Genomic DNA, 15548 nt, shown 5'->3' with positions numbered 1-15548 from the left:
TAGATTCTAAAATGGAAAGATCAGTAAGGCATGTTGACTTACTGTATTAAAATCTCTCCAAACTCTATTCAATTCAGTATGGGTTTTTGCTGCCTCCAACCCTGAAAATGGGTAAAGTGCAGCATTATATTCCCTGCATTTATGGCTTAATTTTCTTGCGGATTTACTGAGCGATTTCAAATGCTTCTTGGAAATCTCACCGTGAAGTTTCAAGTCCTCCCAGGATTTGTCCGACTCTTTAAAAAAATTACTTCTATACTTATCCAGCTTCTTTTTCTTCTTTTCCAGTATCTTTTGAAAATAGCTCAAATGCTTTTGATCATATTTTCTATAATGATGTCGTTTCCAAAAGGATTCCTCTATTAAATCAATCAGATGCAGGGAAATCCCTGAAATATTTACCGCCAGCGTAGCCTCTGCAAATTGCAAAAAAGGGAATTTGTAAATTGGATCTTTAAGAGTGGTTTTATCCGGCTTTATTTCAAATGCTCTATAGGCAGGCACCTTGATTTTTTCTGCTTTGAATGCATGACTACCTGTCGCTATCATTCCCATATAATTCCATCCGTCTAGAATCTCCACTTCATTTTTCTCCAGCAAAAAAGCTTTGACCAATGGATTTCCTTCTTCATCCAAGTTAGGTTTTCCATTTTCAAAAATTTCGCAATTCGCTGTGAAGTGGGTGGCATGCAAAGCTCCTGATGCATAGGTCCAACTTCCTGAAATCTCAAATCCTCCATTTACAAAGTCAGCTTTCCCTCCTACAAACCCACTCCCTGCCAGGCATAAGTCAGATGCTGGAAAAACGGTATTTCTCATTTGTTCATCCATGAAACCTACAAACCATCCCGCACCTGCACATAAGGTGACCGTCCAGCCTAAGCTACCATCCAAACTAGCAAGGCGCTCTTCTACCTGTAGGGCCTCTGGCAACGAACACTCCAACCCTCCAAGCTCTTTTGGCACAAATAGTTTAAACCATTTCTCCTGATAAATCAACTCCAGCCATTCCTTTGGAAGGGCTCCTGATTTTTCAGCTTTAAGGGCGAGCTCGTGACTAAATAGCGTTGTATCCTTCATGCTTTTTTTCTAGTTCTTTTTTCCAATCTAAATAACCGAAAATGGCTACCACGAAAAGAAACAAGGTTAAAAATGAAACCAAAATCAATTGTTTGTGAATTAGCAAAGGAATGGCCACTACGTTTGAAATGTTCAGCCAAATCCAATTTTCAAGCTTTCGTTTAGCCAAAAGCCACATTCCTGCCCAAGCTGTTGAAGAAACGAAAGCATCTATCACAGGGACATCTGAATCGGTGAAGAAGCGAAGCGCAAAATACAACAGAACCCATCCCCCCAATGCTATGGACCAGGTGATTCTTTGATCTTTGGGACTACTTCTTGAAATTTGGCTGGCCCCAGAGCTACTTCTGTTTTTCCACATGGCCCAACCATAAATACTCATCACTAAATAATACCCGTGCAATAGCGTTTCTGCATACAGTTTAGCATGAATCAATAAAAAGGAGGAACATACTATACCGATGATTCCTGCCGGGTATAAAAGCACATTGTTTTTCCGAGCCAACAACACTTCTGTCACTCCAAAGCCCACAGCAACCCATTCGAGCAAACTCGTGTTCCTAATCTGCTGCAAAAGCAGATCCAATTCCATAAAATTTTCCATTTGAATAATTTGTTATGATTATTCAAAAAAGGGAGAACAATTCATCTTATCCCTACGCCGGCACTACCCGGATCAGGTGCTCAGTAACCTCTTACTGATGGGTATGATCTCAGCCCGTAATTTAGGGCACCCCTTATTTGATGATGCTAATATAGAAAATAATCGTATCTCATGGGATTATCTAACCCTTCCATTTTTCATCTCTCTTACAGCATGATCCACTGCCCTCGCAGTCAGAGCCATATATGTGATGGAAGGATTTTGAGTACCGGTAGAAGTCATACAAGCCCCGTCAGTAACAAATACGTTGGGTGCCAAATGCATCTGATTATAACCATTCAATAGGGAGGTAGCTGGGTTTTTTCCCATTCGAACCCCACCCATCTCATGGATATCCAATCCCGGAGCTTGCTTACTATCGGATTTCCGTATGTTGGTGCACCCAGCTTTCCTCAACATTTCTTCACCTTGCTCATGGAAATCTTTCAAAATCATTTCATCATTGGCATCGTAATCCACATTGACTTTTAAAAGGGGAATTCCCCATTCATCCTGCTGATCTGTACTCAAACTCACCTGATTGGATTCTTTAGGAATCGTCTCACCTTGCATCATCATGTACACTGACCATGGTCCTGCTTTGGTATTAGCTGCTTTAAATTCCGCTCCTAAAGGAGCATCCGCATGACCAAACCCTGCTCTTCCTGCAGTATAAAAAGTCATGTAGCCCCTCATAAAATCCATTTCTTGCTTCTTCACATTCCTAAAATTAGGCATCATCACCGCTGTAGGTCTTCTCCCAAAATAGTAGGAGTCCTCAAAGCCTTCATACTGAGCCCCAATCGATCCTCTATAATTATGAAACGCTATGTATTTCCCCAACAGCCCTGAATCATTTCCCAAACCAGTAGGGAATCGCTTGGAGGTACTGTTCAATAAGATCAAATTGGAATTTAAAGCTGAGGCATTGACGAAAATCACTTTTGCAAAATATTCTATCACCTCTTTCGAGATACGGTCCACTATTCTGACACCTGTTACTTTCTCTTGTTGATCATCATAAATCAAGGAATGAACCACAGAATCTGGTCTGATCGTAAGATTCCCTGTTTTGGCGGCAGCAGGTAAGGTGGAGGAATTGGAGCTAAAATACCCTCCAAAAGGGCACCCTCGGTAACATTGATTCCTAGCCATGCATTGACCTCTACCCTGTGCAAGATGAATATCTTTGGGTTCTGTCAGATGAGCACATCTACCAATGATTACATTTCTGTCTTTGTAGGCCTCTACAATCCTTTTTTGGATTTCCTTTTCTACACAATTCATTTCCCAGGCTTTCAAAAACTCCCCATCAGGCAAGGTATCCAAACCCTCATAACTACCGCTTATTCCCACAAAACGCTCTACATAGCTATACCAAGGATCAATATCAGGATATCGAATTGGCCAATCTACCGCAAATCCATCTCTTCCAGGTCCTTCAAAATCATAGTTACTCCAACGCTGTGTTTGTCTCGCCCAAATCAACGATTTGCCGCCGACTTGGTATCCTCTTACCCAATCAAATGGTTTCTCCTGCACATAAGGGTGCTCGGTATCCTTCACAAAGAAATGTTCGGTATCTTCTTTATAAGCATAACAGCGGTTGACTACTGGGTTGGCAATTTTATCCTCTAATGGAATCCGGTTTCTGTGGGGCATTTCCCAAGGAGCAGCTGTCATAGTAGGATAATCGGTTAAATGCTTTACCGCTCTTCCCCTTTCTAAAACAAGTGTCTTTAATCCTCTTTCACAAAGTTCTTTTGCTGCCCAACCACCACTGATTCCTGACCCAATAACGATCGCGTCAAATTGATTTGCTTTCATAATTGAAAAATATAGGATTACGCTTCAATTCCATAATTGAATTCGATGATTGGTCAAATTCCTTTCCATAAAAAAACCTCCAAAATTCCGGAGGTTTGATTGAGTCTTTCTATTTTATTCTTATTCGTAACGAAGTGATTCTATAGGATCCATTTTACTTGCCTTCTTTGCCGGGATGTATCCAGACAAAAGTCCAACAATAATACAGATCAAGAAGGCCACAAACATCCATAGCCAAGGAACCAGGAATCCTCCTACTCCAATAACCAAGGAAATTAAATTACCAATGGCGATTCCTAAAATCACTCCCAAAATTCCGCCTAAAATGCAGATCATGATTGCCTCCAACAAAAATTGTTGGCGAATTCTTAAAGGGGTAGCTCCCAAGGCTTTTCTAACTCCAATTTCTCGGGTTCTTTCCGTTACCGAAACCAGCATGATATTCATGAGTCCAATGGAGGCTCCCAATAAGGTGATGAATCCAATTCCGAAACCGCCCATTCTTAAATACCCTGCCACTTCCTCTAAGCTCTCAGCAACTGATTGGCTCTTTGTCAAATCAAATGAATCTTCCATCGTCACACGGTCCTGGCGAATCTTTCTCATAATCTCAGTGGCCTGCCCCATATCGTACTCGATCTTGGTACCATCAGAACTTAAGGCTGTGATATTATAATTGAAATTCCCATTTCTATCCAATCTACTAGCATTCTCTATAGGAATAATCACCTGCCTATCAGCACCTTGATCTTGACCTACTCCTCCTTGCTCCTCCAATACCCCAACTATCACATACGGCCTTCCAAAAACTGTAATCTTTTGATTAATTGGATCCTCATTGGGCTCGAATAAAGTGGAAATAATCTCAGTACCTACGACACAAACATTGTTTCCATATTCAACTTCCAAATTACTGAAGTTCCTACCGTTCTCTATCTTCATAGCTTTGATATTCAGATAGTTCTCATCACCCCCAGTAATCCTTGAATTAGGGTCTGTTTTTTTGGATCCTCTTTTTATTTCGGCAGCCCCAGTTACTCTGGTATAAACCGTAGCGCTACCAATAGCGCTGTATTCAGACTTAAATGCCTGGGTTTCCCTGAACGTGATTTTTGGATAGGTCTTCTCCGTTACTCCCTGTTGAATGGCTCTACCACCTGAATACCCTTTGTTTCGGATATCAAAGGAATTGGCTCCTAGCCCCGAGAAACTTTCCGCAATTTGTGTCTTGATTCCGTCAATCGCCGTCAGCATCCCTACCAATGAGGAAATACCAATGGCAATGATCGCCCCGGTCAAAATGGTACGAAGCAAGTTTACTTTTACAGAATTAAGGGCTTCCCTAATATTTTCGATCAAATTCATATGTTGTCCGAATTGGAACAGATTTTATAACCTGCTTTAAAAATTATGATTAAGTATAACAATAATGATTGACAATGCTTATTGCTACACAAATTTTAACCTTAAAATTCAATTAATTGATTATTCTAAGGCTTTTATGGGTATCCAAATCAATTCAACGGAACTTTCTGAAAAAGGATCATAGTGCTCATCAAATGTTTCAAAATGGGCTCGATTGTCCAATCCATATCCGGATTTAGGAAGCCATTCCTGATAAAATCTCTGCATGGTTTGTTGGAATTTGGAAACGGATCCCGAATGTTCAAATACTGCGTATTTCCCCCCTTCCAAACTGATTTTCTCCAACCCATCAAGTCTATCAGAATCTACCTCAATAGCTGCGCATTTTTCAAATAGAGTATCTGATGAAAAATTCCCCTCCTGCATGGCTTTTCCATATCTATGGATGGAATAAAAAAGGTTAGGAAAAAGGTCTTTTTCTTTGAGAATCTCTCTAAAGGGCTTCCATAGTTTTGAAGTTTCTTTCTTCGAAATAGAGGTCACAATTTTTTGACCCACCAATTCCTTTGGCTGAATTTCTCTGATTTTTACTACCATTCTCAATGCATTCGATCTCCTCTAACCCCCAATTCTTTCAACACTTCCGCCTCAAATGTCAACCATTCCTGCCAGCGAGCATTTACAATTTCGGGATCTTGGTATTTTCTAGCCAGTTCAATAAAAGTCACATAATGTCCTGCCTCAGAAATCATAAGTTCATAATAAAAACTTTGAAGCTCAGAATCTTCAATGTTCTTGGACAATAACTTAAAACGCTCACAACTTCTGGCTTCGATCAATGCATTCAGCAACAATACTTCTGTAAGTTGCTGCCATCGATTGCCTCCTTTTTTGACAAATCCTTGAAGACGGGTAACATATTCATCTTTCCGAGGTTCACCAAATCTCAACCCCCTTTTTCGAATTTGCTCCATGACACGCTCAAAATGCCCCCATTCCTCGGAAACTATTGGAGTCAATGTATCCACTAGTTCAGGTAAATCAAAAAATCTCAAAATCAAACTAATACATGAAGAAGCAGCCTTTTGTTCGCAATACGCATGATCCGTCAATATATCTTCAATCTGCATTTCAGCAATATTGACCCAGCGAGGATCAGTTGGCAACTTCAAATGAAGCATTTTCTCTCTGGTGCTTTCTTCCCAACTCATAATTAATCAAATAAATACCAAGTGATTCCCAAGTCAATAAATGATTTATATCCAGTATAATCAGGGGTAACAAAATAACCTTCCTGGCTCATCAAGCCGCTATTCAGGTGATTGTACTTCAACAATACCCGGGTTCTGTTAATTCTGAAATTCAAAAATATATCTGCTACTGGATAGGCATATACATTGAATGAATTCTGCAGATAGAACTGCTGTGTAGAAGGAAAGTAAGCATCCGCATAATAGTCAGACTTGTATCGAATATCAATCCCAAACTGGATAAATACATGTTCATCAAAGGCAGGGCTATCAAAGTAAAACTTACTGTTAGCGTAAAACTTTGGAATTCTAAAGGCATCACTTCCGGCTCCAGAAACCTGGGTAAATACCAATTCATTGTCCCACCTGAATTTCTTTCCAATCTGGAAGTTAGCCACCAAACCAGGCATTAACATAAAAGCTTCCCCATTATTTTGGGTGGCGCCCCTATCTTCATTGAAATAAATGTAATTATTAACTCTGTTGATGGTCAGACTGGGTCTTAACCTGATTTTATCAAAATTGATGATCAATTTCCCTTTGATTTGATCCACCCCGGTGTTATCAAAATCATTTTCCCATTGATAATGATTCCCCATGTACACCTGTTGAACCGAGGTAGGCTTGTACAAGGCCTTGGTATATTCCAATTCTATCCAAGGAGAAACGAAAATTCCATGAAGTTTATATGCACCAGGCAGTAAATACTCCCCATCAGCTGTCAAAGACCATTGATCAGAAATTTTACCTACTAATTGTCCACCTAGATAAACTTCATTGAATTTATCATCCTCCTCAAAAAACTTATTTTTCATCCTTCCTGTCCTGAACTTCCCATAGGCATTGTAAAAAAAGCCTCCAAAGGTACCTTTAAACCCAACTTCATTTCTCCACTCCGAAAATTCATTGAAATTTCTGGTTGTATCGGGCTGATTGAATCTTGTTTTCGGATAAAACAGGGAGTCCGAGGTAGTCAGATCAGATTCAAAAGTCATGTCTTGGCTTTTTTTATCAAACACATGGTAAATCTGCAAACCATCCTGGACCTTATACTCATGATAAAAATGATAATCTTGTCTCAGGTCCCTCGCCTGTGAATTTCTCAACCACACCTTGGCATCCTCATAAGTGAAATAAATAGAAGTACTATCCACTTCTGGAGGTATGATGCCTCCTATTTCATTCACTTTATGTTTCATCCTGGAAAAATTACCCAGGAACCAGTACTTTCCGTTTTCAGAACGATAATTCGTATGCAGGGAATAGGAGGTCTGATCCACCATATTATCGTCTCTTGCTACAGGATTGAGCGTTTTCCGGGCTTTGATGGTATGAAACTCAAACCCTACATTCCAGCGAGGGTTAATGTTTCTAGCAAAGGCCAGGTCCAGCATATTCCGATGCCCTCCCCCAAAAAGTGCAGACATTTCAGTAAACGGGGATTTGGTATCAAAATATTTATAATTTTCGGGGTTCCGGTAATATAAATCATAGGCAGAATACCCAGATCTAGTCCCTATTAATTCCGGAATCTGATAAAAGACTGGTTGAGAAGCACTTCCTATATTGCCTAGGTCCTGATATTTCCATCCTCCTTTTGACACTGGATCATAGTTATGAAAATTGGTCAACGAGGTATCTTGAGGATAAAGAATTAAGTTATTTCTCTTGATGTCTTTTTCGAAAAAATAAAGGCTGGTTTTAGGCCCGTAGACCTGTTTGGTACTATCATCTAACAAGGGTCTCCTTCCATCTATCTCTTCCTCTTCCTCTTGAGGATCAACCAATTCCCTCGTCCTTTGCTGGTTAGGATTGGTAGTCACAGGACGCTGAGCCATCAAACTTGTGGAAAGCCCGATACCCAACAACATAAGTAAACCGAAAACTCTGATTTTCACCTAATCTTTTTCTTTTAAAGAATTACCTGATCGATAAAACTTTGTATGATTTGTTCATCCTCAGGTGAAAAAACCACCTGGATTGGCAAGACAAAAATCGGAATTTCTCTTAGAAATCCTGCTGGACAAGAAGATTTAACTTTTACTGCATCTTTTTCGGTGGTGATCAACACTGGTTTTTTGGAAGCATTTTGCTGGTAAACCTGTTTCATCCGTTCAAAATCTTCTTGTTTGTAATCATGATGATCAGGATAATTGAGCGTTTCTAGTAAATCATAATTATTGGACACAAAGGATTTCAACTGCGAATCATCCGCTATCCCACTTACTAATATCACTGAATCCGAAAACGTATGCTCGGGTTGAAGTGTCACAGGTTGCCCATAACCAATCGAACTAAATAAGATGGGAACACTTGGATTATATGGTTGGATTTTCTTTTTGAACCTATCTCTTTTTTGGGCATCCAATCCTCTTGGAGATTTGGTGACCACAATTAGATTGGCGCGTTTAGCTCCAGACCTACTTTCTCTCAACCTCCCCATCGGAAGTAAAAAATCAGAGAAAAACGGCTGATCATAGGTAGTCAAAAGAATATTCAAATCAGCCCGAAATGATCGATGCTGAAATGCATCATCCAGAAGCAACACTTCTGTATTTGGTTTTTTTTCTTCGATTTGAAAGGCTGCTCCAACTCGATCCTCCCCTACAAAAACAGAGATACCATTCCCATATTTTTCATAAATCTGAAATGGTTCATCTCCAATATCAGATGGAGTTGAACCTCCTGAGGCCTGCAAAAATCCTTGAGTTTTTCTTCCATAGCCTCTGCTTAACGTAGCAATGTTCTTTTTGGCCTTTAGATACTCAATTAGGTATTCCACCATGGGTGTTTTCCCAGTCCCCCCTACTCGGAGATTCCCCACCAAAATACTTGGGATGGGAGATTCACTACTTTTAAGCCATCCCCAATCAAAAAACTTATTCCGAATCCGGGTGATAAGGTCATAAAGCAAGGCAAATGGATAAAGCAAAAAAGCGTAAGGGCGCATTCCTAAGTTTTACTATTTTTGACCAAATAAACATAAAAATTATGGGATACAAGATTGGAGAATTGATTTCATGGCTAGAATCTTATGCTCCGCCCTCTTACCAAGAATCTTACGATAACGCCACATTGATTACGGGCAATCGGAACGATCTAGTGACGGGGGTGATTTGTTCTTTAGACTGTACTGAGGAGGTAGTGGAAGAGGCAATATCCCTGGGAGCCAATTTAATTGTAGCCCATCACCCTATTGTTTTCAAAGGGTTAAAGAGTTTTACAGGAAGAAACTATGTGGAGCGAACTGTCATCAAAGCCATCAAAAATGACATCGCTATTTTTGCAATCCACACCAATTTGGATCATGTCTCCAACGGGGTCAATAAGAGAATCTGTGATCGGCTTGGATTGATCAACACCAGGATTCTCCAGCCTAAAAAACAATTATTGAGTAAGTTGGAATTCTTTGTGCCTAAAGCAGATAAAGAGCAAGTTTTGAAAGCCATTTATCAAGCAGGAGCTGGAAAAATTGGGGAATATTCAGAATGTTCTTTTCAAACAGAAGGAACTGGAACGTTTACTCCTTCTTCCAAAGCCAATCCTACAATCGGAAAACAAGGTAAACCCGAAACCTTGGAGGAAATAAAAGTCGAAGTACTGGTTTCAAATTATTTGATTGGAAAAGTTTTAGCCCAGCTCAAATCCAGTCACCCCTATGAGGAAGTTGCCTATTACTTGTCCAGTATAGAGAACGAACATCAAGAAGTAGGTGCAGGTATGGTTGGGGAGTTACCGGAATCCATGGAAGAAACTGGCTTTTTAGATTATTTGAAAGAAAAAATGGAGCTGAAGGTGGTCAAACACACCTCCTTTCTTCAGAAGAAAATAAAAAAAGTTGCCGTATGCGGTGGAGCTGGAATTTTTCTTTTAAATCAGGCGAAAAGGGCCAATGCGGACGTATTTATCACTTCTGATGTCAAATACCATGAGTTTTTTGATACAGAAGGGCAATTAATCCTTTGTGATATTGGACACTATGAGAGTGAAATTTTCACAAAAGAATTACTAGGAGAGCTATTGTCACAAAATTTTCCTAATATTGCACTCTATTTGACGAAAGTAGTTACAAATCCCACATCCTACCGATAGTACATGGAAAGTACAGTAGCACAAAAACTCGAGGCTATACACAACCTTCAACTTATTGATTCAAGACTTGATGCTCTTATCAAGGTAAGAGGCGCTCTACCTGAGGAAGTTCAAGATCTAGAAGACGAGATTGCTGGTTATGAAACCCGTTTGGAAAAATTCAAAGCCGAGATTGAAGCATACGAAGAGGAAATCAAACAACTCAAGGACAGCATTAAAGAATCTGAAAAACTGATCAAGAAGTATCAGGAGCAGCAGATGAACGTGCGTAACAACCGTGAGTATGATGCCATCACCAAGGAGCTGGAATTGCAAGACTTGGAAATTCAGGTTTCAAAGAAAAAAATCGCTGAAGCAGGAGTAAAAATTGATCAAAAGAAAGTTGATCTAGAAGAACTTACTGCAGTGATGAAAGATCGCCAAAAAGATCTTGATCAGAAAAACAGCGAATTATCCACTATTATTTCTGAAAGTGAGTCTGAGGAAGCAAAATTAAATGCGGATAGAGAGAAAGCTTTGAAGAAAGTGGAGGATCGTTTGGTTAAATCTTACAATAAGATCAGAGCCAATGCTAAAAATGGCTTAGCAGTAGTGCTCGTAAAAAGAGGTGCATGCGGAGGCTGTTTTAATACAGTTCCCCCTCAAAGACAAGCTGACATCAGAGAAAAGAAAAAATTAATCGTGTGTGAGCACTGTGGTAGAATCTTAGCCGGAGTAGAGGATGAGATTGAAGAACCAACTCCAGTGAAAAAGAAGAGATCTAAAGCTTCCTAAATCACAGATTTAAATAAAAGAGACCCCGAAAATAAATTCATTTTCGGGGTTTTTATTTTTTTAGACACTAGCTCTTGTTTCTTCAGGCATTATTTTAGTATCTTGGAAGGTATGAGAAGTTTAGGAACCCTACTAATAATCATGTTTATGTCTCTCTCATCCTTTGCAAAAAGTGATGATCCAAAGACCTTTATGGTGATTTTCAAACAAAAAGAGCTTAAATCGCTAAAAACTTCCATTCAAAAAATTGAAGATCAGTTTTCTGAGGCCTTTAAAACAAAAACCTATTCGGGGAATTCTGACCTCACTTTGGTGATTGAAGTCCCAAGCAGTGAAATTGATGAATGCAGTCTAGGAAGTTTTATTGTGGAAATTGGAGAGGGCCAAGAAATGCAACTTCAGGAAATCGCTTTTCGCCTTTTTGATTTGACGGAAGGGAAAGAAGAACTGCAAAGCTTCATTTCAGAATATGAAGAAGCCCAGCAGCTCAAAAAGAACGGTAAACTTGCTAAAGCAGATACTAAACTTTAAGATGTTTCACATCATTCCTCTTTACTAGTTCAAACTCCCCATTTTCATTTTCCTGCAGTAAATAGAGACAAAGGTTTTGATGCTCGAACTGGTCCATATTTTTCAAATCTTCCTTCAAGATCAGGCTTAAAAATATTCTCATCGCCCTTCCGTGCATACATACTAACACGTTTTCTCCTGGGTCTGCAATTATTCTTTCAATTCCTTTAATCATTCTAGCTGCCACAATGTTTGGACTTTCTCCTCCTGCAATGGCATAATCCAAATTACCTACCCTCCACTGGTTGAGCATGTGTTCGTAATATTGATTCTCTTCCGTAGTCATTGGAGTTCCTTCATAGTCACCCCATGAAATTTCATTCAACTCTGGCAAGGTAGTCGTCGGAATTCCTAGATCTATAAATCTCTGAATTGATTGCTTGGTTCGAATCAAGGCAGTATGGTATACCCGATCAAAAGGAACATCTTTATATGCCTCAAAAAACATCTTTCCCTGGGCTCTACCTGTTTCATTGATATCAGCATCAATCCCACTTCCCTGTACTACGCCCTTCAAATTGAAATCAGTTTGCCCGTGCCTAACTAAGTAAATTTTTTTTCGATTCAAGATTCTCTATTTTTGTCTTCCCCCAAAGAAAACTCATTTACTTTAATTTTCATGGTATTTAAGCGAAAGCCTTCCCTTGATCAACTCAATAAACAAATTGAAAATACGATGGTAGAGTATTTGGGAATACTTTTCACGGATGTTACAGAAGATACTATTTCTGCCAAAATGCCCGTAGATCACCGAACAAAACAACCCATGGGTTTGTTGCATGGAGGAGCGAATGTAGTGCTTGCTGAAACTTTGGGAAGTATATCAAGTTCCTTCACTTTGGATTCGGAAAAGCAGTTTTGCGTAGGCTTGGAAATAAATGCAAATCATTTAAAATCCGTAAAAGATGGTTTTGTAACTGGTACTGCAAGTCCCATTCATTTGGGTAAAAGCACTCAGGTTTGGGAAATAAAAATCCGAAATGAAGAAAACCAGCTTTGCTGCATCAGTCGAATTACAATGGCTATTTTAGATAGAAAATAATGAATACTGAGGTTTCATATAATCATACCCAAACAGAAATTATTCAGCTTTTGTTGCAGCTTGGATTAACTTCCGGCGGATCCTTTGCCATATGGAGAAAACCAAAATCCAAAAAACTGGAAATGGTATTGGATGAAACTGCGTCTCCTCAGAAAGTAGCATTAAGCCTTGAAGAATTGCCCCCTGGGTTTATCGTTCATCCCTTTGCAGATCAAGAGGATAAAAAAGCATATTACATCAAGGCGAATCGGTATTTCAGCTTCGAGCTAGACCAGGAATTTAAACCTGAAGACTTACCAGAATGGGCAAAAATCCAACTGGAAGACCAACAAAAACTCAATGATGCAGAGCTTAGAAAATTACTTTTTGATCAAACCATCAATAACAAAATCATTACTTCAGGAATCAGTGAAGATAAATCCCATTTTCTCCAACTTGTAGAACGGGGTATAGAAGCTGTAAAAGAAAATAAACTGGAAAAGGTCGTTCCAGCTAGAACGAAAACCATTGACATTCCAGAGGATTTCAATTTAGCTTGCACGCTCTTAAGTTTGATGAATTCCTATCCCAATGCACTGATAAACTTTTTCCACATTCCACATTTAGGAACTTGGATGGGGGCTTCTCCAGAGGTATTAATTGAAACCAAAGGTGATATCTTTTATACCATGTCGTTGGCAGGGACCCAAAAAGCAACTGGGGACAACCCGCTTAAATCTGTAGCCTGGACGCAGAAAGAGATTGAGGAGCAAGCATTGGTGAGCAGGTATATAGTTTCTTGCTTTAAGAAGATACGACTTAGAGAATACGAGGAACACGGTCCTAAAACTGTTGTAGCAGGAGATCTATTACATCTCAAGACAGACTTTAGAATAGACATGGAAGCAACTGGCTTTCCGGAGCTTGGTTCCATCATGCTCAATTTACTACACCCCACTTCTGCTGTTTGTGGCATGCCACGAAAAGAAGCTCATGACTTTTTGCAGGAATATGAGGATTTTGATCGTTCTTTCTATGCTGGATTCCTAGGTCCAGTAAATGTTCAAGGACAAACTTCGGTTTTTGTCAATCTTCGTACTGCTGCTCTTTTTAGCAATAAAGCGGTTTTATATTCTGGAGCAGGGGTTACTGAAGATTCAGTTCCTGAAAAGGAATGGGAAGAAACAGAGTATAAGTGTGAAATCATTGGGAAATTTATCCAAAATCCAACAGCTTGATCCTCTCTCACATTATCGAATTGGTGGCTATTTGCGCTAAAAAAGGAATCAAGAATGTCATCTTGTCTCCTGGATCCAGATGTGCCCCTCTTACTTTGGCTTTTGCACGTCACCCGGATATTCATACGAGGACGATCTCTGATGAACGTTCAGCGGCATTTATAGCATTGGGGATGGCGCAACAATTAGAAGAACCTGTGGCTTTGGTATGTACCAGTGGTTCTGCCGCCTTGAATTATTTCCCTGCAGTGGCAGAGGCATTTTTCCAACAAATCCCATTGCTCCTCATCACTGCCGATCGACCCAATGAATGGATTGATCAATACGATGGCCAAACAATATTTCAAGAGGGGGTTTATGGAAAACATGTGAAAGGAAGTTTCCAATTCCCAAATTCAATAGGAACGGAAGATGATTCCTGGCTTGCTGCCAGGGTAAGTAATGAGGCAATCAACCTCTCCAAACAATATCCTTGTGGTCCTGTTCACCTCAACATTCCATTAAAGGAGCCCTTTTACCCTACTGAAGGGGAATCAATCCATTTTCCAGGGAAACCTCGTGTTTTCAACCAGCTTTCCAGCAAAGTACTGCTATCGGATGAATCTTTTGCAAAACTCAAAAGTCGCTTAGGTGCCGTGAAAAGAATGCTGGTTATTGTTGGTCAGCAAAGGCCTAATCCGGAAATTCAAAACCTACTCAATTCTTTATCAGACACTCATCAGGTAGTTTTTGTTTCCGATTGCATCGGGAATATGCAATCCGATAAAAGTATCACCTTCCATGATCACTGGTTAGGCATCCCTCAACTAAACAGCAATCTAGCGCCTGACCTGATCATTAGCTTTGGGAAGTCCATTATTTCCAAAGCACTAAAGCTCTTCTTAAGATCAACAAAAGCTTCCCATTGGCATATTCAGGAAGATGGAAATGCGAAAGACACCTTTCAACGGCTTACCCGTATTTTGCCCACTCATCCAATGGTCTTTTTCAAATGGCTTTCTGGGAATCTACAACCGCAAAACCTTGAATTTTATCAGGCTTGGCATTCCTTGGAGTTAAAGGTTAAAAATAAATTACCTATGGTACTTAACCAGGTGGATTTTGGCGAATACTCTGCCCTTCATGCAGCGCTCCAGACCTCTCCTAAACAAGCCAAAATTCATGTAGCAAATAGCATGTCTGTCCGTTATTTAAATTTTTTGGGAGCAAGAGAACAGGAAGTTTGTTGTAATCGTGGAACCAGTGGCATTGATGGATCCAGTTCTACCGCAGTGGGCTGCACATTTACCACGAAAGAGCTGGTTACATTGGTGACTGGGGATATGGCGTTCTTTTACGATCGTAATGCTTTCTGGCATAATTATGCCATGCCCAACCTAAGAATTATCCTGCTTAATAATCATGCAGGGGGAATATTTAGGATCATCAAAGGCCCTAGTGAGCAACCTGAACTTGAGGAATTTTTTGAGACTAAACAAAAATTATCAGCTCAGCATTTGGCAACAGAATTTGGGTTCTTCTATACCAAAGTGGTAAATTCTGAAGAACTGGATGCCTCATTGGTAGATTTTTACCAGGAATCTTTACATCCCAAAATTTTAGAAATAGAAACAGAAAGTGAGCTTAATACTTCTATTCTGAAAGCAATTAAAGATCAAATCTCTAACTCCTTAATGGAATAAAGAAGG

Annotated in this window: 15 protein-coding genes; 6 read left to right on the top strand and 9 right to left on the bottom strand. The window is 39.7% G+C overall.

The window, feature by feature from the left end; translation table 11 throughout:
• Positions 1 to 6 precede the first annotated feature (6 nt).
• From BUR11_RS03775 to lpxK, 8 genes are all read right to left on the bottom strand, one after another.
• A complete protein-coding gene (locus tag BUR11_RS03775) occupies positions 7 to 1080 on the bottom strand; it encodes an acyl-CoA dehydrogenase family protein (protein ID WP_074223476.1) in 1074 nt (357 codons plus the stop codon).
• Positions 1058 to 1684, bottom strand: a complete 627-nt coding sequence (gene pnuC, locus BUR11_RS03770; RefSeq protein ID WP_074223475.1) for a nicotinamide riboside transporter PnuC — start codon at positions 1682 to 1684, stop codon at positions 1058 to 1060. The genes BUR11_RS03775 and pnuC overlap by 23 nt, the downstream gene beginning before the upstream one ends.
• A 177-nt stretch (positions 1685 to 1861) precedes the next feature.
• Positions 1862 to 3550, bottom strand: coding sequence for a GMC oxidoreductase (locus BUR11_RS03765; protein ID WP_074223474.1), 1689 nt, complete (start codon positions 3548 to 3550; stop codon positions 1862 to 1864).
• A 120-nt stretch (positions 3551 to 3670) separates the two neighbouring features.
• Positions 3671 to 4915 carry an ABC transporter permease gene (locus BUR11_RS03760; RefSeq protein WP_074223473.1) on the bottom strand — a complete coding sequence of 415 codons (1245 nt, stop codon included), beginning with the start codon at positions 4913 to 4915 and terminating at the stop codon, positions 3671 to 3673.
• Positions 4916 to 5035: 120 nt separating this feature from the next.
• Entirely contained in the window at positions 5036 to 5512 is a 477-nt protein-coding gene (locus BUR11_RS03755; RefSeq protein ID WP_074223472.1) for a GyrI-like domain-containing protein, read from the bottom strand.
• A 2-nt stretch (positions 5513 to 5514) separates the two neighbouring features.
• The gene (gene miaE / locus BUR11_RS03750) at positions 5515 to 6126 is read right to left on the bottom strand and encodes a tRNA-(ms[2]io[6]A)-hydroxylase (RefSeq protein ID WP_200800380.1); all 612 of its coding nucleotides are present in this window, start codon (positions 6124 to 6126) and stop codon (positions 5515 to 5517) included.
• A 2-nt stretch (positions 6127 to 6128) separates the two neighbouring features.
• Positions 6129 to 8063, bottom strand: a complete 1935-nt coding sequence (locus BUR11_RS03745; RefSeq protein WP_317045219.1) for a putative porin — start codon at positions 8061 to 8063, stop codon at positions 6129 to 6131.
• A gap of 14 nt (positions 8064 to 8077) precedes the next feature.
• Positions 8078 to 9115: a tetraacyldisaccharide 4'-kinase gene (gene lpxK / locus BUR11_RS03740; protein WP_074223470.1), complete on the bottom strand. Its 1038-nt coding sequence runs from the start codon at positions 9113 to 9115 to the stop codon at positions 8078 to 8080.
• A gap of 41 nt (positions 9116 to 9156) precedes the next feature.
• On the opposite strand from lpxK, the gene BUR11_RS03735 reads away from it, so the two are divergent.
• The 3 genes from BUR11_RS03735 (at position 9157) to BUR11_RS03725 (ending at position 11562) form a co-directional block, all read left to right on the top strand.
• Positions 9157 to 10257, top strand: coding sequence for a Nif3-like dinuclear metal center hexameric protein (locus BUR11_RS03735; protein ID WP_074223469.1), 1101 nt, complete (start codon positions 9157 to 9159; stop codon positions 10255 to 10257).
• A 3-nt stretch (positions 10258 to 10260) separates the two neighbouring features.
• Positions 10261 to 11031 carry a zinc ribbon domain-containing protein gene (locus BUR11_RS03730; RefSeq protein WP_074223468.1) on the top strand — a complete coding sequence of 257 codons (771 nt, stop codon included), beginning with the start codon at positions 10261 to 10263 and terminating at the stop codon, positions 11029 to 11031.
• Positions 11032 to 11178: 147 nt separating this feature from the next.
• Complete coding sequence (locus BUR11_RS03725; RefSeq protein WP_143185822.1) at positions 11179 to 11562, top strand: hypothetical protein; 384 nt, start codon at positions 11179 to 11181, stop codon at positions 11560 to 11562.
• On the opposite strand, the gene BUR11_RS03720 is transcribed toward BUR11_RS03725, so the two are convergent.
• The gene (locus tag BUR11_RS03720) at positions 11552 to 12169 is read right to left on the bottom strand and encodes a histidine phosphatase family protein (protein ID WP_074223466.1); all 618 of its coding nucleotides are present in this window, start codon (positions 12167 to 12169) and stop codon (positions 11552 to 11554) included. The genes BUR11_RS03725 and BUR11_RS03720 overlap by 11 nt on opposite strands.
• Positions 12170 to 12220: 51 nt before the next feature.
• Between BUR11_RS03720 and BUR11_RS03715 the strand changes: the two genes are divergently transcribed.
• Genes BUR11_RS03715 through menD form a run of 3 tightly spaced genes read left to right on the top strand, consistent with a single transcriptional unit; the run spans position 12221 to position 15542 of the window.
• Positions 12221 to 12643 carry a hotdog fold thioesterase gene (locus tag BUR11_RS03715; protein ID WP_074225102.1) on the top strand — a complete coding sequence of 141 codons (423 nt, stop codon included), beginning with the start codon at positions 12221 to 12223 and terminating at the stop codon, positions 12641 to 12643.
• Positions 12643 to 13860: a chorismate-binding protein gene (locus tag BUR11_RS03710; protein ID WP_074223465.1), complete on the top strand. Its 1218-nt coding sequence runs from the start codon at positions 12643 to 12645 to the stop codon at positions 13858 to 13860. Before BUR11_RS03715 ends, BUR11_RS03710 begins: the two co-directional genes overlap by 1 nt.
• Entirely contained in the window at positions 13857 to 15542 is a 1686-nt protein-coding gene (gene menD / locus BUR11_RS03705) for a 2-succinyl-5-enolpyruvyl-6-hydroxy-3-cyclohexene-1-carboxylic-acid synthase (RefSeq protein WP_074223464.1), read from the top strand. The genes BUR11_RS03710 and menD overlap by 4 nt, the downstream gene beginning before the upstream one ends.
• The last annotated feature ends 6 nt before the right edge of the window (positions 15543 to 15548 follow it).

The organism is Algoriphagus halophilus (assembly GCF_900129785.1).
Classification (GTDB): domain Bacteria; phylum Bacteroidota; class Bacteroidia; order Cytophagales; family Cyclobacteriaceae; genus Algoriphagus; species Algoriphagus halophilus.
This window is presented reverse-complemented; position numbering and strand designations above follow the sequence as displayed.